The organism is Scandinavium sp. NPDC088450, from assembly GCF_044900545.1.
Lineage (GTDB): Bacteria > Pseudomonadota > Gammaproteobacteria > Enterobacterales > Enterobacteriaceae > Scandinavium.
This window is the reverse complement of the sequence record NZ_JBJDNI010000036.1, coordinates 17130-43941: the sequence shown is the minus strand read 5'-3', so window position 1 is coordinate 43941 and position 26812 is coordinate 17130. Positions and strand designations below refer to the sequence as shown.

At 49.1% G+C, this 26812-nt stretch carries 24 protein-coding genes and 6 pseudogenes; 8 read left to right on the top strand and 22 right to left on the bottom strand.

Annotated features, from left to right (window positions below):
- Window positions 1-96: 96 nt before the first annotated feature.
- A pseudogene (gene istA / locus ACI2I2_RS22690) lies at window positions 97-1239 on the top strand (IS21 family transposase); the annotation flags it as partial.
- 14 nt (window positions 1240-1253) lie between these two features.
- On the top strand, window positions 1254-2000 hold the full coding sequence (istB, locus tag ACI2I2_RS22685) for an IS21-like element helper ATPase IstB (RefSeq protein WP_404660018.1): 747 nt from the start codon (window positions 1254-1256) through the stop codon (window positions 1998-2000).
- 242 nt (window positions 2001-2242) lie between these two features.
- Here the strand turns inward: istB and ACI2I2_RS22680 are convergent.
- A pseudogene (locus tag ACI2I2_RS22680) lies at window positions 2243-2389 on the bottom strand (arsenical resistance protein ArsH); the annotation flags it as partial.
- Between the two features lie 247 nt (window positions 2390-2636).
- Here ACI2I2_RS22680 and ACI2I2_RS22675 point away from each other — a divergent pair.
- Entirely contained in the window at window positions 2637-3425 is a 789-nt protein-coding gene (locus ACI2I2_RS22675; protein WP_404660020.1) for an ABC transporter substrate-binding protein, read from the top strand.
- 214 nt (window positions 3426-3639) lie between these two features.
- Here the strand turns inward: ACI2I2_RS22675 and ACI2I2_RS22670 are convergent, their stop codons facing one another.
- Window positions 3640-4221 carry a recombinase family protein gene (locus tag ACI2I2_RS22670; RefSeq protein WP_404660017.1) on the bottom strand — a complete coding sequence of 194 codons (582 nt, stop codon included), beginning with the start codon at window positions 4219-4221 and terminating at the stop codon, window positions 3640-3642.
- Between the two features lie 159 nt (window positions 4222-4380).
- On the opposite strand from ACI2I2_RS22670, the gene ACI2I2_RS22665 reads away from it, so the two are divergent.
- Entirely contained in the window at window positions 4381-7425 is a 3045-nt protein-coding gene (locus ACI2I2_RS22665) for a Tn3 family transposase (RefSeq protein WP_404660016.1), read from the top strand.
- Here the strand turns inward: ACI2I2_RS22665 and tnpC are convergent.
- From tnpC to tnpA, 3 genes are read right to left on the bottom strand one after another with little or no spacing between them, the layout of a single operon-like run.
- Window positions 7338-8876 (bottom strand): IS66 family transposase, encoded by a 1539-nt coding sequence (tnpC, locus tag ACI2I2_RS22660; RefSeq protein ID WP_404660015.1) that lies wholly within the window; start codon window positions 8874-8876, stop codon window positions 7338-7340. The two genes, ACI2I2_RS22665 and tnpC, sit on opposite strands and share 88 nt — an antisense overlap.
- A gap of 49 nt (window positions 8877-8925) precedes the next feature.
- On the bottom strand, window positions 8926-9273 hold the full coding sequence (gene tnpB, locus ACI2I2_RS22655; protein WP_404660014.1) for an IS66 family insertion sequence element accessory protein TnpB: 348 nt from the start codon (window positions 9271-9273) through the stop codon (window positions 8926-8928).
- Window positions 9270-9671, bottom strand: a complete 402-nt coding sequence (gene tnpA, locus ACI2I2_RS22650; protein WP_404660013.1) for an IS66-like element accessory protein TnpA — start codon at window positions 9669-9671, stop codon at window positions 9270-9272. The genes tnpB and tnpA overlap by 4 nt, the downstream gene beginning before the upstream one ends.
- An 18-nt stretch (window positions 9672-9689) precedes the next feature.
- Between tnpA and ACI2I2_RS22645 the strand changes: the two are divergent.
- Window positions 9690-9959, top strand: a pseudogene (locus tag ACI2I2_RS22645) (transposase); the annotation flags it as partial.
- A gap of 29 nt (window positions 9960-9988) precedes the next feature.
- On the opposite strand, the pseudogene ACI2I2_RS22640 reads toward ACI2I2_RS22645, so the two are convergent.
- Window positions 9989-11098 (bottom strand): annotated as a pseudogene (locus tag ACI2I2_RS22640) (IS3 family transposase).
- Between the two features lie 71 nt (window positions 11099-11169).
- Here ACI2I2_RS22640 and ACI2I2_RS22635 point away from each other — a divergent pair.
- Window positions 11170-11481: pseudogene (locus ACI2I2_RS22635) on the top strand (IS3 family transposase); the annotation flags it as partial.
- A gap of 1472 nt (window positions 11482-12953) precedes the next feature.
- Here ACI2I2_RS22635 and ACI2I2_RS22630 read toward each other — a convergent pair.
- The 4 genes and pseudogenes from ACI2I2_RS22630 to ACI2I2_RS22615 form a co-directional block, all read right to left on the bottom strand.
- A pseudogene (locus ACI2I2_RS22630) lies at window positions 12954-13073 on the bottom strand (IS5/IS1182 family transposase); the annotation flags it as partial.
- Window positions 13074-13135: 62 nt separating this feature from the next.
- The gene (locus tag ACI2I2_RS22625) at window positions 13136-13351 is read right to left on the bottom strand and encodes a LysR family transcriptional regulator (protein ID WP_404660012.1); all 216 of its coding nucleotides are present in this window, start codon (window positions 13349-13351) and stop codon (window positions 13136-13138) included.
- A 195-nt stretch (window positions 13352-13546) separates the two neighbouring features.
- Window positions 13547-14818 (bottom strand): anaerobic sulfatase maturase, encoded by a 1272-nt coding sequence (locus ACI2I2_RS22620; protein WP_404660011.1) that lies wholly within the window; start codon window positions 14816-14818, stop codon window positions 13547-13549.
- 71 nt (window positions 14819-14889) lie between these two features.
- Window positions 14890-16572, bottom strand: coding sequence for an arylsulfatase (locus tag ACI2I2_RS22615; RefSeq protein WP_404660010.1), 1683 nt, complete (start codon window positions 16570-16572; stop codon window positions 14890-14892).
- Window positions 16573-17162: 590 nt separating this feature from the next.
- On the opposite strand from ACI2I2_RS22615, the gene ACI2I2_RS22610 reads away from it, so the two are divergent.
- Complete coding sequence (locus ACI2I2_RS22610; RefSeq protein ID WP_404660009.1) at window positions 17163-17432, top strand: DUF1471 domain-containing protein; 270 nt, start codon at window positions 17163-17165, stop codon at window positions 17430-17432.
- A 150-nt stretch (window positions 17433-17582) separates the two neighbouring features.
- Window positions 17583-17909 carry a cupin domain-containing protein gene (locus ACI2I2_RS22605; RefSeq protein WP_404660008.1) on the top strand — a complete coding sequence of 109 codons (327 nt, stop codon included), beginning with the start codon at window positions 17583-17585 and terminating at the stop codon, window positions 17907-17909.
- An 89-nt stretch (window positions 17910-17998) separates the two neighbouring features.
- On the opposite strand, the gene ACI2I2_RS22600 is transcribed toward ACI2I2_RS22605, so the two are convergent.
- From ACI2I2_RS22600 to ccmA, 12 genes are all read right to left on the bottom strand, one after another.
- A complete protein-coding gene (locus ACI2I2_RS22600; RefSeq protein ID WP_404660007.1) occupies window positions 17999-18403 on the bottom strand; it encodes a DUF302 domain-containing protein in 405 nt (134 codons plus the stop codon).
- Window positions 18404-18435: 32 nt separating this feature from the next.
- Window positions 18436-19317, bottom strand: coding sequence for a hypothetical protein (locus ACI2I2_RS22595; RefSeq protein WP_404660006.1), 882 nt, complete (start codon window positions 19315-19317; stop codon window positions 18436-18438).
- A gap of 151 nt (window positions 19318-19468) precedes the next feature.
- A complete protein-coding gene (locus ACI2I2_RS22590; RefSeq protein ID WP_404660005.1) occupies window positions 19469-20128 on the bottom strand; it encodes a MarC family NAAT transporter in 660 nt (219 codons plus the stop codon).
- Window positions 20129-20222: 94 nt separating this feature from the next.
- Window positions 20223-20903 carry a tetratricopeptide repeat protein gene (locus ACI2I2_RS22585; protein ID WP_404660004.1) on the bottom strand — a complete coding sequence of 227 codons (681 nt, stop codon included), beginning with the start codon at window positions 20901-20903 and terminating at the stop codon, window positions 20223-20225.
- Window positions 20891-21346: a cytochrome c-type biogenesis protein gene (locus ACI2I2_RS22580; RefSeq protein WP_404660003.1), complete on the bottom strand. Its 456-nt coding sequence runs from the start codon at window positions 21344-21346 to the stop codon at window positions 20891-20893. Before ACI2I2_RS22580 ends, ACI2I2_RS22585 begins: the two co-directional genes overlap by 13 nt.
- A complete protein-coding gene (locus ACI2I2_RS22575; RefSeq protein ID WP_404660002.1) occupies window positions 21343-21900 on the bottom strand; it encodes a DsbE family thiol:disulfide interchange protein in 558 nt (185 codons plus the stop codon). Before ACI2I2_RS22575 ends, ACI2I2_RS22580 begins: the two co-directional genes overlap by 4 nt.
- Window positions 21890-23833 (bottom strand): heme lyase CcmF/NrfE family subunit, encoded by a 1944-nt coding sequence (locus ACI2I2_RS22570; RefSeq protein ID WP_404660001.1) that lies wholly within the window; start codon window positions 23831-23833, stop codon window positions 21890-21892. Before ACI2I2_RS22570 ends, ACI2I2_RS22575 begins: the two co-directional genes overlap by 11 nt.
- Window positions 23830-24306 (bottom strand): cytochrome c maturation protein CcmE, encoded by a 477-nt coding sequence (ccmE, locus tag ACI2I2_RS22565; protein ID WP_404660000.1) that lies wholly within the window; start codon window positions 24304-24306, stop codon window positions 23830-23832. Before ccmE ends, ACI2I2_RS22570 begins: the two co-directional genes overlap by 4 nt.
- A gap of 1 nt (window position 24307) precedes the next feature.
- On the bottom strand, window positions 24308-24520 hold the full coding sequence (ccmD, locus tag ACI2I2_RS22560) for a heme exporter protein CcmD (RefSeq protein ID WP_404659999.1): 213 nt from the start codon (window positions 24518-24520) through the stop codon (window positions 24308-24310).
- Window positions 24504-25256: a heme ABC transporter permease gene (locus ACI2I2_RS22555; protein WP_404659998.1), complete on the bottom strand. Its 753-nt coding sequence runs from the start codon at window positions 25254-25256 to the stop codon at window positions 24504-24506. Before ACI2I2_RS22555 ends, ccmD begins: the two co-directional genes overlap by 17 nt.
- Before the next feature lie 30 nt (window positions 25257-25286).
- Window positions 25287-25943, bottom strand: a complete 657-nt coding sequence (gene ccmB / locus ACI2I2_RS22550) for a heme exporter protein CcmB (protein ID WP_404659997.1) — start codon at window positions 25941-25943, stop codon at window positions 25287-25289.
- Window positions 25944-26555: a cytochrome c biogenesis heme-transporting ATPase CcmA gene (gene ccmA, locus ACI2I2_RS22545; protein WP_404659996.1), complete on the bottom strand. Its 612-nt coding sequence runs from the start codon at window positions 26553-26555 to the stop codon at window positions 25944-25946.
- Window positions 26556-26812 lie beyond the last annotated feature (257 nt).

Here is a 26812-nt window from a genome sequence, read left to right as displayed (position 1 = left end):
TGTCGGTAAAACGTGATTTTTTCATAGAGATCTCCCCGGTTCAGATTACGAGAAAATTCTACTTATCAACACCCCGGATTTTCGGGGGGATTACCGATGCGTCAGGTCCATAAAGCCGGTGAAAAACTCTTCGTTGATTACTGTGGACCAACCGTCGACATTACCAACCCCGATACAGGAGAAATAAGAACCGCGCAGATCATCGTGGCTGTTCTCGGGGCGTCAAGTTACACATGGGCAGAAGCCACCTGGTCTCAGCAGCTTGAAGACTGGGTGATGAGCCATGCTCGTTGCTTCCAGTGGCTTGGCGGTGTTCCCGAACTTGTTGTTCCGGACAACCTGAAAAGCGCTACGTCACGGGCATGTAAGTATGATCCTGACGTTAATCCAACCTATCAGCAGATGCTTGAACACTACAATGTTGCCGTCATACCAGCACGTCCGCGTAAACCGAAAGATAAAGCCAAAGCCGAAGTGGGTGTCCAGGTTGTTGAACGATGGATCATGGCCCGTATCAGGCATGAAATCTTCTACAGCCTGGCATCACTTAACCAGCGTATCCGGGAGTTACTGGAAAGGCTGAATAACAAGGTCATGCAGAAACTGGGGTGTTCGCGGGCCGATCTCTTCACTCAGCTCGATAAACCTGAGTTGAAACCACTCCCTGAGACCAGTTACAGCTACACCCTGGTGAAAAAAGTCAGGGTTCATGCTGATTACCATGTGGGGATAGACAAACATTACTACTCGGTACCCTGTTCGCTACTGGGCTTACAGCTGGAAGCATGGATCTCGGGTGAGCTGGTCAGACTGTTCAATCAGGGGCAGGAAGTGGCGACACATCCCCGCAACCGTAACTATGGCTACAGCACCCGTGAAGAGCATATGCCGGAGGCTCATCGCCAGCATGCCACCTGGACACCGGAACGGCTTCTGGAGTGGGCCGGACGAGTTGGCAGTGAAACCCATGACTACGTCTTGCACATCCTGAACTCACACCCCCACCCGGAACAAAGCTACCGGTTCTGTCTGGGACTTCTGAACCTTCACAAAAAATACAGCAAAGCGAGACTGAACGCAGCATGTGCCCGGGCGCTGAAAACTCAGGTATGGCGGCTTGCGGGAATAAAATCGATCCTGGAAAAAGGTCTGGATAAACAGCCTGTTCCTGAAAACAAACCTGACCTGTTATCAACGCTGGAACATGAAAACGTTCGCGGCAGCAAATACTACCACTGATACGGAAGCCAATAATGAACCATCTTTACGAACAACTGACGGAACTGAAACTCACCGGCTTCCGTGATGCGCTAAAAAACCAGATCGCGCAACCTGGAGCATATCAGGAGCTGGGGTTCGAGGAACGCCTGTCGTTACTGGCTTCAGAAGAACTCACCTGCCGCGAAAACCGAAAAGCAGAGCGCCTGTTGAAACAGGCGCGGTTCAGACTCAGCGCCGAGTTATCAAAACTGGATTACCGGAGCAGCAGGGGCCTGGATAAGGCCCTGATCCGTTCACTCGGTCAGGGAAACTGGCTAAACCTTAAACAAAACCTGTTACTGACCGGCGCGACAGGTAGCGGTAAAACGTACCTGGCGTGTGCGCTCGGCCATAATGCCTGTCGGCAGGGATACAAGGTCTACTACTACCGGTTGAAAGCGTTGATGGAGCTGTGCTATCAGGGGCATGCCGACGGAAGATACAGCAAACTGCTGACGAAACTGAATCACAGCGATCTGCTGCTTCTGGATGACTGGGGGCTGGAGCCTCTGTCGTCAGAACAACGCAGCGACCTACTGGAAATAGTGGATCTGATGTACCAGCGAGGCTCAATCATCGTCGTGAGCCAGTTGCCGGTGGAAAGCTGGTACAAGATGATCGGGGACTCAACGCATGCTGATGCCATCCTGGATCGACTGGTTCATGGGAGTATCAAGATAGAACTTAAAGGAGAATCAATGCGAAAAATGCAAACCACGTTGACCGAAGGAGATCAGTGAAGTTAATGTAAAAATGGTTCTGTGAAAGTGACACGAACCGATCTCCATCAATGTTACTCAACGATCTCCTTCACGGTAATACGCACCTGCAGCGGCTGGTATGCATGGCGCCTGCGTCGTCAGCAGATAAGGGGTCCGCTTGGAAAACGGAAATTATCCCACGCTAAGGATGTTTTTTATACACAATGAAGTGCGATGCCTGTAAATCACACCGCTGAGGGTTAGCGGGCATCGCGTTGTTGCTAAATTTTGGTCTGATTAACGCGTATGGACAGTTCCTGATGGCTTTCCTTACGTTCACTGTATCTGTCTGCAAGATAATCAGTATACCCTATCAACAACAACGTTATTTTAAATAGCTCTTCGGCAACATTGACAATACGGTCATGTGTCAGATCAAGTCGCGACTAATACGTTATTCATACTGGCGACGAGTATCCGTCATATATCCAGTTGCCCGAACGAATCAGTGTTGTTTAAAACCAACTCTCGTCATCACCATATGGCACGTCATTTTATTTAAGGAAAGAACATGAACGTCAAAAAGTTTTCACTGTATTGCCTCGCGCTTGGCCTTTTCTCCATCACTCAACCGACTAAGGCGGAAACCGTTTTGCGTTACACAGACCATGAACCATTGGGCAAAATGCGCACAAAAATCATCAACGACGTTTTTTTGCCGCTGTTGAGCAGGAATCCCAGGGTCGTCTGCGCATAGAACCACACTGGAACGGCGAACTCTCAGTCAGCTACCAGGCTCTGAAAACGATTGGCGAGGGAAAGTTAGCCGATATGGGTATCGTGGTGCCCGAATACACAGCGAAGCAGCTGCCGTTGCATCAGATATTTAAAAGCTTCCCGTTGGGGCCTGATAGCGGCGAAAAACAAGTCGCGTTCTTCCGACAGGTATTCAATCAACTTCCCCAGTTTTCCGCCGAACTCGCGGCCAACAACCTGGTCAATGTGCAATTTTTCGTTGGCTACCCTGCCGCCTTTTTCACGACAGATCCCAACTTACAAATCGATAAGCTGAGCAGTACCACCTGGCGCACGGCCAGTTTCTGGCACCAGGCATATCTGGAAAATGCAGGCGCAACGGTGGTCAAACTGCCGTGGAATGCAGGCATAACGGATGCACTTCGTCGTGGGAAACTGAACGGCCTGCTGGTTAATCTGGACAGCGGGGATGACATCAAAGCGTGGCAGGCGGCCAAGGAAATACGCGTTTCACCGCGTCTGTGGCTGGGTCATGTCTACTTGTTGACGATGAATAAGCAGCGCTGGGAGAGTCTGTCTCAGGAAGATAAAGAGGCTATCCACCGCGCGGCCGTGCGCACGGAAAAAGTCCTCGGTATGACACTGGACAACAGTCTGAAACACATGACTGACATGATGCAGCAACAGGGAGCAGACGTCAAACACTGACCAATAGTGAACTTCAGGCATGGGAAAAAACCAGCCACTATCAGCAAGTGCAGGCGGATTGGGTTAAGCAACAGCAGGCAAACGGGGTATCGAACGTTGAAAGCCGTTACCAATCTGCTTGAACAGGCGCAGTAGGTAAGTTGCTCGTATGTTTACAGGTGAAAGAGTCACTGACGAGTCAGGTAGACGACTCAGATAATCGGAGATCCCATTCTCAGGTGCTGAATGCTGCTTTCACCCTGAGAATGGTTTGCCGGGTGGTGTTAAATTCACGGGCAACAGAGCTAACGCTGTTTCCTGCATTGAGGCTTTCCATCGCAGCCTGCTTTTGAGCCTCATTCAACGCTGACGGGCGACCGAAACGCTTTCCGGATGCCTTAGCCCGTGCAATACCAGAATGCGTACGCTCAAGCAGTAAATCCCTTTCAAATTCCGCCACAGCAGAAATGACCTGCATAGTCATTTTTCCAGCCGGACTGGTCAAATCGACGCCACCGAGTGCGAGGCAATGAACGCGAATATCTGAAGCCGCCAGTTGCTCTACTGTTTTTCGGATATCCATCGCGTTACGACCCAGACGGTCGAGTTTGGTGACAATCAGCACATCACCATTTTCCATCCGATCAAGCAGGCGAATAAATCCGGGGCGTTCGCTGGCCGCGACCGAACCACTGATATGTTCCTCAATAAGTCGTTGGGCTCTGATGGCAAAACCCGCCGTCTCAATTTCACGACGCTGGTTTTCTGTGGTCTGTTCCAGGGTGGAGACCCGGCAGTAAGCAAAAACTCGTGACATAGGAAACTTTCCGTACGAAATGGATGTCCGAATTATAGCGCCTGTACGAAATGAATTTCACTTACTTTCGGACAGATGTAATTGACGGTGTACGAAACCGACCAGTTTCGGTCAGTGTAAAGCGTTAACTTAAATAAACTATATGCAGAGGAAGCATTTATGCCACGGAGACAAATACTCAGCAGTGAAGAAAAAGAACGCTTGTTGGTTGTGCCGGACGATGATGTCCTTCTGACGCGCATGTGCTTTTTGAGTGAACATGACCTCGCGCTTATTAATAAACACCGCAGACCCGCAAACCGCCTGGGCTTTGCTGTTTTACTCTGCTATTTGCGAGGGCCAGGGTTTCCTCCCGACAAAAATATCTCCCCTCACGACGGAGTTGTTTCCCGGCTGGCGGCTCATTTGAAATTTCCGCCTGATTTGTGGGCCGAGTATGCATCAAGAGAAGTCACTCGCTGGGAACATCTGGCTGAACTCTACCGCTACCTGGAATTATCCCCCTTCAACCGATCGCTACAAAAAACCTGCATTCTACACCTTTATCCCCACGCCATGCGGACAGACAGAGGCTTTTTGCTTGCGGAGGAAATGCTCTCCTGGCTCCACCTTAATAAGGTGATTTTCCCTTCTGTTGATGTTATCGAGCGAACCCTGGCCGAAGCCACAACGCTTGCAGACAGAGCGGTCTTTTCTGCGCTAACCGCGCAGCTTGAGCCGGAACATAAAGCGGCGCTGGACCGTCTGCTGGTCTCTGAGGGTGAGCAATCTTCACGGCTGGCCTGGCTGCTCCAGCCTCCGGGAAAAATTAATGGTAAAAATGTCCTGCAACATATCGATCGATTAAATTCGATTGAGTCGATGGCACTGCCTGACGGCATTGCGCTTTCCGTTCACCAGAACCGGCTCCTGAAACTCGCACGCGAAGGCAGGAAAATGAGTAGCCGTGACCTGGCAAAATTCACTGATGTTCGCCGTTATGCCTCGTTGGTTTGTGTCATATCAGAAGCCAGGGCCACCCTGACAGACGAGGTTATTGAGCTGCACGAGCGTATTCTGGGCAGTCTGTTCAGCAGGGCAAAACGCACGCAGGCCGAGCGACTCCAGCAAACGGGAAAGCTGATTCAGAGTAAGCTGAAGCAATACGTTACCATCGGGCAGGCATTGCTTAACGCCAGAGAGTCTGGTGAAGATCCCTGGGCCGCAATAGAAGACGTCCTTCCCTGGCACGAATTCATCAACAGCGTGGAAGAGACGCGGTTCCTGTCACGTAAGGACAACTTCGACCCGTTGCATCTGATCACAGAAAAATACAGTACGCTGCGTAAATACGCCCCCCGGATGCTGGCCGCGTTGCAGTTCATGGCGGCACCCGCCGCAATGCAACTCAGTGACGCGCTGGATACCGTCAGAGAGATGTATCGAAAACAACTCCGAAAAGTACCGCCTTCAGCGCCAACCGGGTTCATCCCGGAAAGCTGGAGAAAGGTGGTGATCACGCCCTCCGGCATTGATCGAAAATATTACGAATTTTGCGTGCTGAATGAGCTGAAGGGAGCCTTACGTTCTGGTGACATCTGGATAAGGGGATCTCGCCGCTACAGAAATTTCGATGATTATCTGATCCCGTCTGGTGATTTTGAAAAATCACTCCGGGATAACCAGCTACCCCTTGCTATTCCGACCGATTGTCATGAATACATCGAGAACCGTATGACGCTTCTGGCATCGCGCCTGGAGGAAGTGAATGCGATGGCGCTGGCCGGTGATTTGCCCGATGTTGATATATCGGATAAAGGCGTGAAAATTACCCCGCTGGATAACAGTGTCCCTTCAGCAGCTTCTCCTTTTGCCAATCTGGTTTATGGCATGCTGCCTCACCCTAAAATTACTGAAATGCTGGATGAAGTAGACGGCTGGACCGGTTTTACCCGCCATTTCACCCATCTCAAAAATCATCACGTCAGACCTAAAGACAGAAAGTTGTTACTGACCACCATCCTGGCTGATGGCATCAATCTTGGGCTGACAAAAATGGCCGAATCCTGTCCGGGGACGACCAAATCGTCACTTGAGAGTATTCAGGCCTGGTACATCAGGGGTGAAACCTATTCAGCAGCACTGGCCGAGTTGGTCAATGCCCAGAAAAAACGGCCTCTTGCGGCATTCTGGGGCGATGGAACAACCTCCTCGTCTGATGGACAAAATTTTCGGGTAGGTAGTCACGGGCGTTATGCGGGTCAGGTCAATCTGAAATACGGTCAGGAGCCTGGCGTTCAGATTTACACGCATATTTCGGACCAGTACAGCCCATTTTACACTAAAGTCATCAGCCGCGTGCGTGACTCTACTCATGTACTTGACGGCTTGCTGTACCACGAAAGCGAGCTGGAGATTACAGAGCATTACACCGACACCGCAGGCTTCACTGAGCATGTTTTCGCGCTGATGCATCTGCTTGGATTCGCTTTTGCGCCAAGGATCCGGGATCTTCATGACAAGAGACTGTTTATTCATGGAAAAGCCGAGTTGTATCCGGGGCTTCAGTCAATCATCTCCACAACCAGCCTGAATCTAAAGGATATTGAAACTCACTGGAGTGAAGTGCTACGTCTGGCGAGTTCTATAAAGCAGGGAACGGTAACAGCATCACTGATGATGAAAAAGCTGGCCAGTTATCCCAAACAAAATGGCCTGGCAAAGGCGCTGAGGGAAATTGGTCGCATCGAGAGGTCATTATTTATGCTGGACTGGTTCCGGGATCCTTCCCTGCGTCGACGCGTACAGGCAGGGCTGAATAAAGGTGAGGCCCGCAATGCCCTTGCACGCGCAGTCTTTATGCACCGGCTGGGGGAAATCAGAGATCGGGGACTGGAAAACCAGAGTTACCGGGCCAGTGGGCTGACGTTGCTGACTGCAGCGATCTCACTCTGGAATACAGTATATATAGAAAGAGCCATAGATTCTCTGAAGCGAAAAGGGATCCCATTCAATGACCAGCTGATTTCTCATCTGTCCCCGCTGGGATGGGAACACATCAACCTGAGTGGGGATTACGTCTGGCGAACAAACCTCAAACGTAAGCGGACAGCCAGAACCGTGTTGACGAACGGCGACTATTCAGTTGGCAGGACGATGCGCCAGGGCAGCAGTTCACTGACACGGTTGATCGGCCAGTCTGCTATAACATCAAGCACATGCTGAAGGTAGCGCTCCGGATCTATTCCATTCAGTTTGCACGTTCCGATCAGGCTGTACAGCAGCGCACCCCGCTCACCACCGTGATCTGAGCCGAAGAACAGGAAATTTTTTCGCCCCAGGCTCACCATCCGCAGCGCATTCTCGGCGATGTTGTTATCTGCTTCAGCCCAGCCATCCTCTGCGTAGTACGTCAGGGCTGACCACTGGTTCAGGGCATACGCGAACGCCTTCGCCAGCTCCGAGTGCCGTGACAGGGTTTTCATCTTTTCCCGCAACCAGCTTTCCAGTGATGTCAGTAACGGTTTCGTTTTCAGCTGACGTTCCGCACGGCGCTCCTCTGCCGGTGCTCCCCTGATATCCGCCTCGATGGCATACAGCTCGCCGATACGTTTCAGGGCCTCTTCCGTCAACGCTGACGGTGTGCGGACATGCACGTCATGGATTTTACGCCGGGCATGTGCCCAGCACGCGGCTTCCTGTATATGGCCTTCGCGGTAGAGCTCGTTGAACCCGGCGTACGCATCGGCCTGCAGCACACCGCTGAAGCTGGCAAGATGAGTCTGTGGATGGATGCCTTTTCTGTCCGGTGAGTAGGCGAACCAGACTGCCGGGGCCAGCGCTGACCCGGCGTTACGGTCGTCGCGAACGTACGTCCACAACCGCCCGGTCTTCGTCTTTTTATTGCCCGGCAACAACACCGGGACGGGGGGGTCATCGGCGTGGAGCTTGCCGTCAGTCAGCACGTATTGCTGCAGGGCTTCTTCCAGCGGAGACAGCAGCCGGCAACACGCATCCACCCAGCCCGACAGGAGTGAGCGGCTCAGCTCCACTCCCTGGCGACCGTATATCTCAGACTGGCGGTACAGCGGCGTGTGCTCCGCATATTTTGACGTCAGGACCCGGGCAAGCAGACCAGGCCCGGCGATACCCCGCTCGATGGGACGTGACGGGGCGGGTGCCTGCACGATTGTGTCGCACTTTGTGCAGGTGTGCTTTTCCCGCACCGTCCGGATAACCCGGAAGGCACTGCGCATCAGCTCCAGCTGTTCAGCGGCATCTTCACCCAGGTAACTCAGCGAGCCGCCGCAGTCCGGGCAGCATGACGCTGTCGGCAGCAGGCGTTTTTCGTCACGAGGGAGTGATTCAGGGAACGGTTTGCGGGTGCGGGTCTGACGCAGCGAGCGCTGCACTGCCGGGTCATCCACACGACCTGTCAGCGTATCGCTTTCTTTCTGAAGCGCCTTCAGATCAGCTTCCATTTGTGCGATACGGCGGGATACTTTTTCAGAACGGCTGCCGAAGTTCATCCGGCGGAGTTTATCCAGCTGTGCCTGCAGATGGTCGATTTCGCGTTCACGGTCGGCCAGCTTTTCCAGCAGGATGCGGTTCAGCGCTTCCTGTTCAGCCAGGCGCTGTTTCAGCAGAAGGATGTCGTCAGAAGATGTGTCGTTCATAAGCCCGTATTTTACCAGGCTTATTCAGCAACAACCAGGATAAAGAGATTTACAACATGGTCAGAGATGTCAGCAACCGTTTAGGGTGTCGCCAGTCGATGCCTTCCATCAGCATTGCCAGTTGTGCCGGGGTCAGGAACACTTTGCCATCACGGGCAGAGGGCCAGGCGAAGCGACCGCGCTCCAGCCGTTTCGTCAGCAGGCACAGCCCGTCGCCGGTGGACCACAGCAGTTTCACCTGACTGCCACTGCGGCCCCGGAAGATGAAGACGTGGCCGGACATCGGATCATCTTTCAGCGCCGTCTGTACCTTTGCGGCCAGACCATTGAAGCCGTTTCGCATGTCGGTGATACCGGCAACCAGCCAGATCTTTGTTCCTGATGGTAGAGGGATCACCGTTTGAGCTCCTGTATCAGCAGGGTCAGGAGGTTTTCACTGACGGCACCGTTAAGGCGCAGCGTCCCGTGCCGGAAGGTCACCTCGCAACTGATATGGAGCGGTTCTGGTTCTTCTGCGGAACATTCTGCCGGTAGCGCCATTGGTGCCGTAGGGGCATCAAGCGTCACAGGTAGTAGCTTAGGGATGTCATCTGATGGCGGAGGAAGTTTTCCCTGTCGCCACTGCTGGCGCCATTTGAACAACAGATTGGCGTTGATCCCGTTTTCAAGCGCCAGTTTTGAGATAGAGATACCGGGTTCGCAGGAGGCCGCAACGAGCTGCTGTTTAAACTCAGGAGAATAATTAGGGCAGCCTTTACGCCTGCCGGAAGTCATATTTTTGTGCATATCTGACATTTTGGTTCCCACCACTATTTGGTGGACACCACTTTGTCGATTTCGTCAGATTATGACCAGACGGTGCTGAGACGACGCTTACACAAATATCCACAAATCAGCAAAAGCTGGCGTGTGCACTGGGAAAACCTGAACACATTCTTCGGCTATCCGCCGGATATCCGTAAGGCTATCTACACCACGAATGCTATCGAATCGCTGAACAGTGTGATCCGTGCGGCCATAAAGAAACGCAAGGTGTTCCCGACGGACGACTCGGTACGGAAGGTTGTTTATCTGGCAATCAAATGACCTGCCCCCAGTATTAGATACAACCGTCAGTTAGTAATGTCGGTTTGTTTACCTTCACATTTTCCATTCCGCCACCGTGCTGCAAACTCTGATGGCGTCTGATAATTCAGTGCTGAATGTGGACGACACTCGTTATAATCCTGCCGCCAGTTATTAATGATTTCCCGGGCATGAACGATATCGCTGAACCAGTGCTCATTCAGACATTCATCGCGAAATCGTCCGTTAAAGCTCTCAATAAATCCGTTCTGCGTTGGCTTGCCTGGCTGAATTAAGCGCAACTCAACACCATGCTCATAAACCCATTGATCCAGTGCGCGGCAAGTGAACTCCGGCCCCTGGTCAGTTCTTATCGTCGCCGGATAGCCTCGAAACAGTGCAATGCTGTCCAGAATACGCGTGACCTGAACACCTGAAATCCCAAATGCGATGGTAATTGTCAGACACTCCTTCGTGAAGTCGTCCACACAGGTCAGGCACTTGTTCCTGCGACCGGTGGCCAGCGCGTCCATGACAAAATCCATCGACCAGGTCAGGTTGGGCGCCGCCGGGCGGAGCAGCGGCAGACGTTCTGTTGCCAGCCTTTCACGACGTCGCCTGCGTTTTACGCCCAGACCGCTCACGGTACACGCGCTTGTGATTACCATGAAGGCCTTCACGGCGCAGTAACTGCCAGATGCGGCGGTAGCCAAAACGCCTGCGCTCCAGTGCCAGTTCAGTGATGCGCCCTGATAAATGCGCATCAGCTGCCGGACGCTGAGCCTCATAGCGGCAGGTCGACAGGGACAAACCTGTAAGCCTGCAGGCACGACGTTGCGACAGACCGGTCGCATCAGAAATAAACTCTACGGCTTCCCGCTTCTGGTCTGTCGTCAGTACTTTCGCCCCAGTGCCACCTGAAGTGCCTCCTTATCCAGCATGGCTTCGGCAAGCAGCTTCTTGAGTCTGGTGTTCTCTTCCTCAAGCGACTTCAGGCGCTTAACCTCGGGAACCTCCATACCGCCATACTTCTTACGCCAGGTGTAAAAGGTGGCGTCGGAAATGGCGTGCTTACGGCAGAGCTCACGGGCAGAAAGCCCGGCTTCAGCCTCGCGGAGGATACTGATGATCTGTTCGTCGGAAAAACGCTTCTTCATGGGGATGTCCTCATGTGGCTTATGAAGACATTACTAACATCGGGGTGTGTTAATCAATGGGGAGCAGGTCAGACTGGCAACAGTTCTGTCGGGCCAATAATCTGGCACCCAGAATGAGCCGGCGTGGCAACTGCTGGGATAATGCGGTGGCTGAATCGTTCTTCAGTTCACTGAAAAAAGAACGCATCAGGATGAGAATATACAAAACCCGGGATCTGGCCCGGGCGGATATCGTCGATTAGATTGAAGTGTTCTACAACCGGGCCCGGTGTCAGAGTCACCTCGGCGGCGCCAGCCCGGTGGCCTTCGAACAGGCCTCGTCGTTAGGACAGGATTTGTCTACGGGTGTGGGGCAGTCCACCGTGTCCACTATTCGCGGGTAGGATCATTACCTACAAATACGAGCGCTCATTACCCTGATACCTATGGGCCTAACTAATTGCGGCCTGACATATTAAAAATAAATATTCAAAATATTGAAAAACCATTAACAAACAACGTCGACCTGTTGCTCTTCAAATGATAATTACCCTGCGGACGTAATTTTCACTTTAACATTCACCGTCTTGATTGAACATATTAAAACAAAAATTTCAATTAATGTCAGACCACTGACCTTTGAACAATTTACGATCATTTTCTACGCTTGTGAAAATCATTTCGGTGAAATAAATTGCAGTAATCATGAACATCTTTATGATAATGAAAGATATTCATGTAAAAACAAAAATAATGATCAAAATCAACAAGTTGAACATTGACTATTCTCACGTCATGGCTATGCTTAACGTAAATGCCATCGAAACACTATGTGAGGTTATTCAAATGAAATGGGTTGTTATTGATTCACTGATTTGCGCCAGAACAGGAACTATTTTCACCTGTATGCAAACGTGTAAAAACCTTAAACTCATTATTTGGCACGACACTTCATGTCATTTTAAAACTGGAGACGTCATTCAACCAAAGGCAGATGGAATCTTATACAACAGCAAGATTGAATCTCTTGTCATATATAATGCATGTCCTTACAACACCCGATTATGGCAATCGTTATTAAACAGAATGCCCTGCCCGAAAAATATGGAGGGGAAATTTGATCATTGTGATTTAGTAGACATCTGCTTCATATCTAAATGTCAATATTCGGAGTGTGGCGATCTCAGTGTCAAAAAAAACCATCATTGAGAAAAATAGAAGCAAGGCCACTGAATTAAAAGCATAAAACACAAAAAAAACTAATCCCAACCCGGTATTTTTATTTAAGATGCCGTGACTTTATAGCGGCATTTCATTTCACTGTCTGCTATAGATTTGTTGAATAAATCAGATTCGCGGCGAACTTTCCTGTAACAGACCACTGCTCAGGCAATACTATCCGGGCCAGTGGCCGCCGCCTTTTCGGAGGTGATAAGCGCGGTGATTTTCTTACGCCGCAGTTCATCGAGACATAACCGGGTTATGGAAGCCCCGCCTGCAGCGGCTGCGCCGATGATTTCAAGTGTTTTACCATCAAAATATCACTATCAGATCTTCATATAGCGACCACAGCAAACGGGCTCCGTGAAATTGCTGTCATTGGAACAAATAAATCAGGGGGAGCGAATTGATAATGTATTTTCCAGATTCAAGTTCGTACAAAAAACAAAATTCTGATCACCAGACCGGAGTTTGTAAGAATGCATAAAAATACAGGATTTGAAAATCAGGGGATCTTTGTTAAATAAATCAGATTTCGGACAAGAATATCTGTAGCTGGTCGTGTTTTCAGGCTATACGCCCCCTTTCAGGCATACCTGCTTTCGTCATTTTTTCAGCGCACGCACCATGGCCATAGTCTCTGCCACCTGACCATCGCGGAGTCATACCAGACCTCAATCGCCTCATCGTCGAGCCAGAAAGTGAGGGAGCCACGGCTGATGAGGGCTTTGTTGTAGGTCCTCCAGTTAGTGATTTTGAACTTCTGCTTTGCCACGGTACTGCTTGCGCTATCAGGATGATGTGTGATCTGATCCTGTCATTGGGCAAAAGTTCGATTTATTCAGCAAAGCCCTCCAGCGCCTGTAAATCGGGCTCAAGTCCATTTCGGGTCCGAAAAAACAGTGTGGCACCTGTAGCCTCGCGAGCCTTCTTAACAAGATAACTTACGGCTCCGGGGGTAATTCCCAGTACGACTGCGGCAAGAGTAACACTGCCTGCCTGGCAGATAGTATGTTTAGTCCGTAGCAACTTCAGATCAGTCTTGATTGTCATACTTTTCCTGTGTAGAAACTTTCATCTCCATGAAGCATTGTTATTCGGAATCTATGTGTAAATGATGAGCGGGAAGTGATCAAAATCAGTAAACCACTACAACCCAGTATCTGGCATGGCCGATATCTCCGATAACATTGAAGTCTTCTAAAACCAGTCCCGGCGCCTGAGTCATCTCGGCGGGTTCAGTCCAAGTCATTTTACTGATTTCAACATTGCCGAAATTTTTTCAAGGTTTGGCTTTGCTGTAGAATAAAAATGCTGGAATCCTGGACATAAATAGTTCAGACCCTCTTCACCATCCGGGGTACGCACAATCCGGTTTTTCGGGCATTCACCCCAGCATAGCTTCAGATGCGGGCAGCGTTTACAATATGCCGGCAAGGTATCTTTTTTTCCCAGTCCGAACGCTTTCTGTTTTGCGGAAAATACCATTTGATCTAGCCGTTGCCTGTTAATATTGCCCACTCTGTACTCGGGATAAACATAGTGATCGCAGGAGTAAACATCACCGTTTTTCTCTATCGCCAGTGCTTTGCCACAAAATGGCGCAGTAATGCAAAGCTGTGAAGGCAATCCCATAGTCTGGACCACCGCCGTTTCGAACAGATTGACCTGTACCCGTCCCAGGTCGTATGTCACCCATTCATCAAACGTTTCCGTCAGAAAATGCCCCCAGTCGTCCGGATCGACCGACCACTCAGTGACGATGGCGTCCAGTTCCCCAGGTTTAGCCCGGCGGCTACCGGTGATGGGAATAGTGTCTTCCTGCCAGAATTGCGGAGCCGTGGTTGTAAAGTCTCTGCCTTCCACGCAGGGTGTGAACTGGATATATGTCGCGCCTAAATCACGAGTCAGAAAACGGTAAACCTCTCGCGGAAATTTGGCATTCACTCTGTTGATTACCGCCAGAGCATTGAACGCAACGCCATTGCGTTTCAGGGAATCAATCCCTGCTATCACCCGATCAAAAGTGGGTCTGCCGCTTCGGGTTACTCGAAAACGGTCATGGAGCTCTCGCGGACCGTCAATGGACACGCCAACCAGGAAATTATGTTTTTTCAGAAAGGTGGCCCATTTGTCGTTAATTAGCACGCCGTTAGTTTGCAGATCGTTCTCAATGCGCTGATGCTTTGGCTGATATTTCTTCTGCAACGCCACGATTTTCTCAAAAAATTCGATGCCCATTAACGTCGGTTCGCCCCCTTGCCAGGAGAAAATAATCTCCTCCCCATCCTGAGTCTGAATATACTGACGAATAAATTTCTCCAGTATCTCATCGCTCATCCCTTTATCAGGTGGCTGGTACAAGAGTTGCTCTTTGTGCAGATAAAAGCAGTAGTCACAGTCGAGATTGCAGGCTGAGCCGCTGGGTTTTGCCATCATGTGATAGCGACGTTTGTAGGCAGGCAAATAATGCCCGTGGTTCGGTAGCGGAGTAAGCGGAATTTCGGTGCTTTTTTTCATTGGACATAACCTGGCGCAAGTGAAATGTAGAGTGAAAAAGACCCGACGGATATCGTCAGGTCTTTCTGAGCTTAGTTCCCGGTCGGCATACCCAGTTTAAAGCCTTGACTCTGCAATTGGTCACGAACATTTTTGAAGCGTTCATACTGGCTCAGGGTGATAGGTCCAGAGTACCCCTCACCTTGAGATTTCCGCGGTGGATATTGAACGTAGGTTTTCATTAGCTTAGTGATGACCTCATTGAAGGTCACCAGCGTCCAGGTGTGTTCAGTATAATTGTTCATGAAAATGTCGTATCGTTCTTGCGGATCCTGCCAGAGGTCAAAGATCTGCGGAACGGTTGCTACGTAAGACGAAGGGCCTTTCCAGCCAAGATTGGAATCAACGGCCAAACCACCGGTATTTACTCCGTTATCACCGCGCAGGTTGAATACCGCTTTATAGTGGCCGACACGCGCAGCGCCGGGAGTGAGTTCATTTTCAGTAAAGTAGAACCACTCTGTACGTGGGTCTTTACCGGTACCAAATAGCACAGGAGAAATATCATAGCTGTCAAAAATGATAGGCTGACCAGCGCGATCTTTTTCCGGAAGTTTCACACCGGCAATTGAGGCAAATGTCGCCATCAGATCAAGCCCGCCAACGATGTCATGATTGCGGCTGTGATCCTTAATTTTTCCAGGCCACCAGGCGATAGCCGGAACACGACTTCCCCCTTCACGGTCCGTACCTTTGGTGCCTCGGAATGGAGTATATCCCGCATCCGGATAGACATCCTGCCAGGCGCCATTATCTGTCGTCCAGACCACCAGGGTATTTTTATCCAGGCCGAGTTCGCGCAGTTTATCCATAATGTGGCCGACACGAGCATCCATTTCTACCATCGAATCCGCATATTTGCTTTTCGACATCGACTTACCAATATAGTCGGGATCAGGCATGTTAGGTTGGTGGTTTTTCATGAAGTTAATGCTCATAAAGAACGGCTCTGATGACTTAGCATTGGCTTCGAGGTAATCAATAGCGGCTCCTTCAACATAGCGATCGTAGAAAGGAATTCCCACAACGCCTTCTTTACCATCAATCACAGGGGTGTTGACGTATTGTCCATTGATTTTAAATTCTTCGCGCGGCGCTTCACCAGCCTTGCCTGACAACGCACCACGGGTTACGCGTGCAAACATCTCACGAAGCTTGGGACCCATATCCGGGAACCACTTAGGATCGGCATAGGTATAGGCATTAAGGTGATAGAGTCCCACATACTTCATCTCATCATAGCCCTGGGCATTCGGCAGCGAGTAGTCTGCCTCGCCGAGGTGCCATTTACCGGTGAAGAAGGTTTTGTATCCGCCCGTTTTCAGTACAGAAGCCAGCGTCCACTCTTCTTTCGGCAGACCACCGCCCTCACCCTGGAAAGCGACAGTCGTCATGCCACTTCGGTTAGGAATACGACCGGTTTGCATCGCAGCACGCCCGGGGGTACTGCTCGGCTGGCCGTAAAAATCAAAGAATGTCATTCCCTCATCGGCCATACGGTCCAGATTCGGGGTGGGCATCCCACGGCCTGCGCCACCACCATAAGCACCGAGATCGCCATAGCCGGTATCGTCAGAGACAATAAGAATGATATTTGGCTTTGTTGTTGAAGGGTTATTTTTGTCCGCAGTATCTGGAGCAGTTGCATGGGCTACGGGCATAAACGAGCCAGCGGCAAATGCCAATACGCCAATCCCTTTGTACGATTTCCTCATTTTAATTTTCCTCACCTTGTAATAAACACCAGAAAAAGGCTCCTTATTTGAATCGGGTTCAGAGGATTAAATCTCAGGAACCCGCATTAAATATAAGTCAACATTTCATAATTACACTTTTTTTGAGAAAAATTATCACGAAAAATATATCCATGATCAAAAATCAGATGGCAACACCTCTATTTCCACGCGCATCAGCCACAATGCAAACTATTTAAATAGACCATTCAAAAAATCAGGATGTAAAATCGACAGAATTACCGTCTAAAGAATAAACCAAGTGATGCATAACATCATTCAAGAATATACACAAGACAGACACTCTCTTAAAAAACCCACAAGCCAGCTAAAAAATTGAAAAAATTAATTTGAGTTACTTGAACTCACCAAAAACACAATAAATTACTCCATTCATCATGATAAAAACAACACCCATCAGTAAACTCCACCACAAAAAACAAAATGAGCGATATAAAATAATTCCTGTGCTTTTATACGGAGAGGTGATGCCTTGAAAATTTATTAGCAGATGCTTTACTTAAATTTCCCCTATTAGGGATGCATCAATAAACTCGACTAAGGAGTAAGGCATGGCTAAGCGTTATATCGTCGCAGCACTTTTGCTCTCTGTCAGCACAGGTGTTTTCGCCGCAAAAGAAATTCGTCATTCTGAAATGGCTACGATGGCAACCAAGATTGGAGAAGTGAGTGTTGAAATTATAAACGGTACATTGGACGAAGCGAATCGGGCACTCGCTAAAAAAGCTGATGAACAAGGTGCCAAATATTATCGTGTTACTTCCATTGGGATGAATGGCATGGGCTCGGATGTGAGCGGCACTGCAGAGATATACAAATAAAAATCTGGCTGGTTTCGGCAAGCCTTATATCTTCAATACAATAGAAATTTGTAGATGAATGGTACTCCATCAATCATCTATGATGATCTCTTGCAACTATAAACATTAAAAACTCTCCGGCTATCTATCTTTAAGTTAAAGGGAACCATTATGGAAAATCGTGATATTAAATTTGGTGATATCATCATTAGCATCCTCAGCAACAGTGATAATCTGACCGTTTCTGAATTGCTTATCCCGGCAGGGTCTGTCGCCAATCCCCATCATCATCCACATGAAGAAGTTAATTATGTTCTGAGCGGCGCGCTGGATTTTATGTGTGATGGAAAAACCACAACGCTCAAAGCAGGCGAATATTTTCGCATCCCGCCAAATACCCAGCACAATATTACCAACGCAGGCAATACTGATGGTAAAGTTATCAGTGTCTGGACGCCCTCCCGCGAAGATCTTATCGCTAAACTGAAACAGAGTTGATCGTAGTGATAGTATATTGAGAACGTAATTCAAAAAAAACACCCCCGGTACTTACTGTTCCGGGGGTGTTTTTTGACTTTCTTTGCAGATCATTCACTAACGGTATAATCAAGCCAGCCAGGGAGTAGGTTATAGATTGCCTCTATGGCCCCCTGCCCGCCGTTGAGATCATAATCTTCATCCATCGCATCAATGTCATTGCATCGAATCCAGACCTGCCCTTTTTTATCTTTCCAGATAAAAGCTTTTATCGGCAACGTAAAACCCACCTCAATATTACTCGACAGCAGGTTCCCCACTAGTTTGGTGTTTTGAAACAGCAAGCATACGGCATCATCAATTTTCATGTTAGACAATGCAGCAACGTCTTGCTGATTAACATCGGCGATGATCATGACCTCCGGGAATTCTGACAATTTTGCCAACAAACGATCGGCCGTTTCTCTGACAGAGTAAGGACTTTTTCTTACCCAACGCTGATTAATATTTTTCATCTCATGCTCCATTACTCGATACGTCTGGGGGGTTAAATCGCCGCAGCATCCTTTGGATCCCAGAGTTCAAAAACTAAATAGCTGACGGCAACTGATTTTGAGTCGTTTTTGATGGCCACCCTTTCGGCATTCACCAGATCGGCAGTACCTAACTTAGCGACGGGAGCGGCTGTCTGATTGCCATCTCTAATAATATCCAGAGCGCCATCAAGAACTAACAGATAAGCAGGACGATTGCTAAAATTTTGTTCCGGTAATGCCGTCCCAGGAGATAATGTCACTTTTCTGACACGCATTACACGATCGGTAAACCGATCTGTTTTATCAGAAAAGTGAATATCATAGATATTGTGACTATAAACCGGGTTGCTTTTCTCTTTGCCGCCTGATTTAGGGGCATCGACATAGAATTTGTCTTTCTCAACCTTGAGCCTGTCCAGTAAAGGCGTATGTTGAGGATATTTCACGCCATTGCAGGGGGAACCATCATCCAGTAGATCAAACGTCGTCATGGTCAGCATTTCTGTCGTGGAACCATTCCTGGCATAGTGCACGTTTGCATACTCTTTATAGGAGTCACCAATATGCAAAGTTACTGGTTGATGCTGGTAAGGATGAACAATTGACGTACCACGTGTCACCCCTAACATAGCAGGTCGATTCTCATGACTGTGAAGATCAATATGAGAACCCGGCTCAACATCAACTGTTCTGAAGCGCAACACCCGACATGTTAATGGCTTATTCCCTTCAGGCAAGTGAATATCTGATACTTTCAGGGTATTCAGTACCTCAGATTTAACGCCTTGCGTAAGTTCGATCGCTGAATGTGAACTCTCAGCTGCCGCTTGTTCTAACCCAACAGACAACGAGCATGAGACTGCCAGCGTGAATGCAATAAGATTTTTTTTCATTTAACCACCCAAGTTATTCTTAATAAAAATAGAATGAACAAATACAGCAGCTACCGTGCCTCCTTAATGTTGGTGATACCGTTCAATGGAAAATAACAAAACAAAAATGGTATATTCATCAATTTAAATGCGCATGGACATTTGATTAAATTTAATGCGCTAAAATTTCAGCTCCACCATTAATAATGAACTGTACGCCCATGCAAACCAATAAGAATCCCATCAGGCGGGAGATTGCTTCTATACCGCTATGTCCCAATGCGCGCATAATTGCACCTGAACTTTTCAGACAGAGCCAGACCAGCAGCGAAACGATTGCAAATATGATGGGCGGGGAAACCCAGATTACCCATTCGGGGAATCCCATACCTGTTTCCATCGTGGCAGCCGTACTGATAATGACCGCAATAGTTCCCGGCCCTGCTGTTGTTGGCATAGCCAATGGGACAAAGGCAATACTTGCCTCGGACTCTTTTTCACGCTCTCTGGACTTACATTGGGCTTCCGTTGACTCATGCACATTTTGCTGTGGGAAAAGCATCTTGAATCCGATAAACGCAACAATCATGCCCCCAGCGATACGTAAACCCGGAATGGATATCCCAAAGGTATGCATCACCAGGTGTCCACCGTAGTAAGCCACCAGCATGATCGCGAAAACATAAAATGCGGCCATCCTCGACTCTTTTTGGCGCCTGTCGTGCGCCATATCTTCGGAAAGTCCCAGAAATACCGCCACAGTAAAGAGTGGGTTGGCCAGAGGCAGTAGTACAACGAGGCCAAAACCGATCGCTTTTAATAGGTCTGACATATTTTCTCCGTCATTTGAGTAACAATATTTTTTCAAGGGCTTTGGCAGCCATCAACCCTTTCCTATCGGAAAATAATAAGGATGCAACGATCACTTATTTACCCCGCTTATGCCGCTCCAGCGTGTTAAGCATTGCATGAATAAATTCACGACGGGCATCGCTGGCAGGAAGCTGCGACATAATTCGTCTGAACCACAATGCCGCGTGCCCAAAATCCTGCTCACTTAAGGCTGCATAGGCTAACTGACTCATAATGTCTGTATTGCCGGGATAGCGTGCATCCAGTTTGGAGAGGATCTGCACAGCCTTTTCTATTCTTGATTCTTCCCCCGACTGAATAAGCGCTACTGAATAATTCAGCGCGATGTTGATGTCGGAGGGCATTAACATCCAGGCGCGATGAAAGGCAGCCAAAGCCTCGGACGGGTTATTTAAGGCCTGCTGCATCTGCCCTAATAATTCCCATGCCCGAGCATTATCGGGTTCCTCCTGTAAACGCGTTCGCAAGGCGAGGGCCACGTTGTGTTGCTGCAGATTTGACAATGGGCCGGTCTGAGAAAGTAAAGCCGGAGCCTCTTTTGACGCCTGCCGCCAGTCCCTAATCTGACCTATGGCCGTCGTTTTCCAGTACAACAGCCCCGTCACCACTAGCAGCGCCAGGACGCTGCCGATAGCGGGTCTTATTTTCTTCAACGTCCTGCGCTTTGGTGCTCGTAGCAGGAAAAATAGAGGCACCAATAAGCTGATGATGATACCGAGAGTTAATCCGACCATGGGCGTTCATCCTCTCGATAGTGATGTGCTGAAGCGGAGTCGTTGACGGAGGATGCTTTAAACCGCGTTCGACGGATAATCACCATGCTGCCCATCAACAGAATAAAAACAGGTCCTAACCACAACACCAGAGTGGAGCCTGTAACAGGAGGTTGGTAGGTGACAAACTCGCCGTAGCGAAGGGTCATATAATCAATTATTTGTGCTTTGCTCTCACCTTTCTGCTGCAATTCAAAGACTTTCCGTCGCATGTCTTCCGCAATCATGGCATCAGAATCAGCAATACTGCTGTTCTGGCATTTTGGGCATCGTAACGACTGTGTGATTTCCCGCCACTCCGCCTGTTGGGCATTGCTACGAAACGGCAAAATATCGATCTGCGCGAAAAGCGGAAAACTGTGCAACGCCAACATCAACATCAACATCAACAGCCGGCGAATCATGATTTCACCTCCCGCTGATAATGTTTCCAGAGTGGCGCTATCTCACGCCGCCAAACTTCCGGCGTTAAATTGCCAGTGTATCGGTAGCGAATAATACCTTTACCATCAACCAGGAATGTTTCCGGAGCGCCATAGACCCCAAAATCAAATGCAGTGCTACCGCTCGGGTCATATAAGTTGATGGAATAAGGCGAACCCAATGACCTGAGCCATTCCAGCGCTTGATTTCGTTGATCCTTATAGTTGATGCCTGCAATACGTACGCCCTGCTTTGCCAATACTTTGAGGTAATCATGTTCAGCGCGACAGGTCGGGCACCAGGTCGCCCAATAGTTAATCAACCAGGGCTGACCATCGGCAAAAAGATTCAGATCCATGTGTTGTTGAGGATCTTCAAGCGTTCCAATGTGTAACTCAGGTACGGGCTTACCAATCAGGGCTGACTCCAGACGGGTCGGATCGCTTCCCTCCATATTTTTCATCAACTGCCATCCCAGAAATACGATCAGGCTGAGGAATAAAATAAATGGAATAAATAACAGATTACGCTTCACTCTGTTTTCCCTCTTGTATTCCGTACTTGTTGCGATAACGTGGGTCAAGAAAACAAAGCACTCCGGCGAGGGCAATCATAAAACCGCCCCCCCATATCCAGTGTTGCAATGGTTTATAGTGCAAACGCAAAGTCCAGCTGCCATCACTCAACTTTTCGCCTAATGCTGCATACAAGTCGTAGCTAAAACCACGCGCAATCGCCGCTTCCGTCAGTACCTTGCGGCTGTTGTAATAAAAACGCTTTTGCGCATTCAGCTCAGCCCGATGTTTTCCCCGCTGGCTGACGATGATGTGGACATTTTCCGCCTCGTAGTTCGCTCCTTCTTCAGTGCTTGTGTGCTCCATATAGAAATCAAAACGACCAACGACGACATGATCGCCGGTCATCATCCTGACATCACGCTCAATACTGTAATTCTGGCTCACTGCAATCCCGAGAATGACTATCGCGACGCCAGCATGTCCAAGGTACATCCCGGCAGTACTCAGCGTCAGATGTCCCGCACCACCGATATCCCGCCATAACGCCACGCCGGTTAACAGCAGGATCCACACTGAAATCGCGATACCCATGACGCTGAGTAGGACAATTTTTTTTTGCCAGACCCAGGGCAGCAGAATTCCGACAGTGACTGAAATCAGCAATACCGCAGCAAACAGAGGCCAGGGTTTCGCCTTCTTATCCCGACCCCAACGCACTAAAGGTCCTGCACCCAGCAGTACGCCGAGCGGCACGACGAGCACGGTGAACATCAGATTGAAAAAAGGGGCGCCAACGGAAATCGAACCCAGCCCGAGGACTTTGTGCACCAAAGGGACAAGGGTTCCCAGCATTACCACCGACAGTGCCGTGGTCAGAAGTAAATTATTGCTTGCCAGAAACGTCTCCCGAGACCACAGAGAGAAACGCCCCTGGCGTATCAGTCGCTGTCCACGCAGCGCAAAAAGCAATAACGAGCTGCCGACGACTGTGGACATGAAAATTAAAATTGCCAGCCCCCGTGAAGGATCAGAGGCAAAGGCATGAACAGAAATTAATACCCCTGAACGGACGAGAAAGGTCCCCAATAAACTTAGCGTGAATGCTGCAATGGCCAGGAGTACAGACCATGCCTGAAAGATACCGCGCTTTTCCGTCACACTTAGCGAGTGCAATAACGCGGTGCCCGCCAACCATGGCATCAATGAGGCATTTTCGACCGGGTCCCAGAACCACCATCCCCCCCAGCCAAGCTCGTAGTAAGCCCAGGCAGAACCCAAAACGATTCCAATGGTCAAGAAACTCCATGCCGCAAGCACCCAAGGGCGCACCCATCTTACCCATTGACTGCTCTGCACCTCTCCCAGCAATGAAGCAATCGCGAAGGCGAAGGGCACCGCAAAACCGACATACCCCATGTAAATTAATGGAGGATGAACGATTAATCCGGGATCCTGTAAAAGCGGATTAAGCTCTCTTCCCTCTACGGGAAAATCGGGCAATGTGCGTAAAAAAGGGTTAGACGTCAGGACAATGAACAATAAAAAACCCGCATTGATCATCGCCATTATCGCCAACATTCGTGACGCATCCATCGGCGGCAAATGACGACTTGAAAGGGCTACCGCAGAGGTCCAGCCTGTTAACAATAAATTCCAGAGCAGGAGCGATCCCTCATGTCCTCCCCACGCCGCCGCGATTCGATAATAGACAGGCAGCTGGCTATTGCTGTTTTCTGCAACATAACGAACCGTAAAGTCATTCTCTATGAGTGCATATATGAGCGAAGCGAAAGCCAGCAATATCAATAACGTCATCAGGGCAGTGAGAATTCTCGCGGATGCGACAGCACCCGGCTGTTGAGCGCGACGGTCCCAAAATGGCCAACCGCTCAGGACGACGGCGATGCCTGCTGCGAGACACAGAAAATAATTCCCTGCTTCCGGTATCATGGCACAGTCCTTCTTTTATACATTTCGTTCCGCGCTTTCGCCGTCAGACTATTGGCGATCTCTGGTGGCGTATAATTTTCATCATGCTTTGCTAATACAACCTGAGCCTGAATGACACCGTTCCCCATGAAAATCCCCTGTGCTACCACGCCCTGCCCTTCTCGAAAGAGGTCCGGGAGGATCCCCGTGTAGTCAATCAGGACGTTGTTTTTGCCATCGTATAAACGAAACGCGACATTGACGTTATGAGGATCGCGCTTCACGCTCCCCGGCATCACGAGACCGCCAACACGCAGGTGCTGACCGGGAGAAGGCTTTTGATGGGAATCGTGCTTTCCCTGAAGAACTTCGGTTGGGGTGTAAAAAAGATCAATGCCCGATCGCAACGCATAAAGCACCAGTGCCAGCGTTATTGCAACGCCGAACACTATTCCGCAAACGGTAAGCAAACGAACCTTACGGCGTTGTAACATCTCAGCTCTCCGCCTCAGAACGACGCGCGGACATCCGGCGACGTTCTCGTTGTTGCTGACGATGGATATTTCTTAGCAGGGTATTGCGGTTGAAAATGATCGACAACAGCAACCCCAGAAGTAGCAGCAATGATAATCCCAGTGAAGGCCATACATAATTGCCGTAGCCCCCCATCGCAAAAAATGCATGCCAGCTATCAAAGGCCAGTTTCATAACGTTTTCCTTCATTCAGCGCCAGTGCGACAACCCATGGTCGGCGTTGGTCCCATTGCAAAATCAAATAACGCAGATTCAGCAGCGTGATGCTTATTGCGAGAGTCATAAATCCTATAATGCTCATACGTAATGGGAATCGCATAGCAGGCGCGACCGTTTGCTGTAGTTGCGTCGACCCCTGATGCAGGGTATTCCACCATTCAACGGAATAGTGAATGATGGGAAGATTGATACAACCAATGAGGATTAGCATCCCTGCCGCCCTGGCCGCCAGACGACGATCGTCAAATGCGCGATACAGCGCGATGATGCCCAGATAAATAAGGAATAATATGAGCTCAGACGTCAGGCGCGCATCCCATATCCACCAGGTTCCCCACATCGGTTTTCCCCAAAAAGCACCGGTAACTAACGCGATTAAGGTAAAAATGGCCCCGATCGGAGCAATCGCCATCGCAAGCAAATCAGCCATTTTTATTTGCCATACCACGCCAATGAAGGCTGAAATGGTCATCATGCTGTATAATGCCAGCGATAAAATGGCCGCAGGAACATGGATATAAATAATGCGATAAGCCTCCCCCTGCTGATAATCAGCCGGAGCAACGGCCAGCCCCAAAAATATCGCGATACTCACCATTATCAAGCTTAAGGGAGCGATCAATGCGAGAAGCCGTCCGCATATCAAATATAATTTCTCAGGTTGTGCCAAAGAATGGAGCCATTTCCACATGATCCTTTCACTCCCATATTCATCAAAATGTCAGACAGTCTGAATACGTATCGCTGCAGCAGTAATAAAGGGTGACACTGTCAGGCTCGCAGTCAGTATCGCCGTCATGAATGCCAATTGGCTGCCTACCGGAAAACCCATGTCATATCGTTCGATGGCACCCACAGCGAGAATTAATACCGGAATAGCCATCGGCAATACCAATAAACTGAGCATCACCCCGCCCCTCCGGAGTGACACCGTCAATGCCGCCGAAGGTGCAGCCAATAAATTCAATATCGGCGTTCCGATGAGCAGTGTGAGAAAAAGCAATGCCGTATTTTTTGCTGACATTCCCATCAACAAGCCAACCACAGGAGAAAGCAGCAACAATGGCAGCCCCGTGACCAGCCAATTAACGACAATTTTCGCCAAAATGATGGAAGGCAATGAATGGGGTAAAAGCCGGAGTTGATCCAGGGCACCATCTTGCCAGTCATCTTTGAATAATCCATCCATCGTCAGCAACATAGCCAGTAACGCAGCGACCCAACAAACACCCGGTGCAATTCGTGCCAGCAGGGCCATATCAGGACCGACACAAAGCGGAAAAAGAACAATAACGGTTAAAAAAAACCAGAGCGGCGTGATTCTTTCTGACATGTTTCTCCATGCCAGCGTCATTTCCCTGACAATAAACCGGCGCACTTAGGGAACATCCATATTAAAAATCTGCACGCGGCTATCAAGAATCGGGATCGGTTGGTGTGAAGTGAAAATAACCATCCCACCGCGGTCGATATGATCGCGCATCTGTTGCGCTATTAACGTGCACCCCCAGCTATCCAGCGCAGTAAAAGGTTCATCAAGGATCCATAATCTCGCATCACTGAGCCAGAGCCTGGCCAGTGCAACTCGTCTCTGCTGTCCGGCAGAAAGAGAAGCCAGTTGAATATCTTCATATCCCGCTAGATATACTTTTTCTAACGCACATCTACGGATTTCCTGGGTCGTGTGAGGATGATAAAATTTCAAATTCTCTTCCGCCGATAGTGTCATTTTCATCCCACTTTGATGCCCTACCCAGAGTGGGTTACAACCCACAGGCTGACAATTATCACGATCAGTACACTGATATTTTCGGTAAATTCCCCCAGATGTCGGAGGCAATAACCCAAGGATCAACTTGATAAGAGTGGTCTTACCAGCGCCATTCCTTCCAACTATCTGGAGCATATTTCCACTGAAAACTTCAAAGGATACATTTTCAATTAATGAGCCAGCATTATTTTCATATGAAATATTTTTGACGCGAATCATAATTAACGAAATCCATTTTCGAAGCTTAGTTAAAAAACTAGCACCCCACCTCACAACTGTAAATTTAGATTGCTTTAAATGACATATTGAATTAATCGAACAAGGGTCTTTCCACTTACAAGAAAAGCACAAATAACTAACAATAATTATAAATTCAGCATTTAATTCTACAAATTAAATTTAAATAAGGCGATAAACCCAAATAGACGTAATTGACTTATATTTGCAGATATTATTTTTTGCACTAACCTTACACT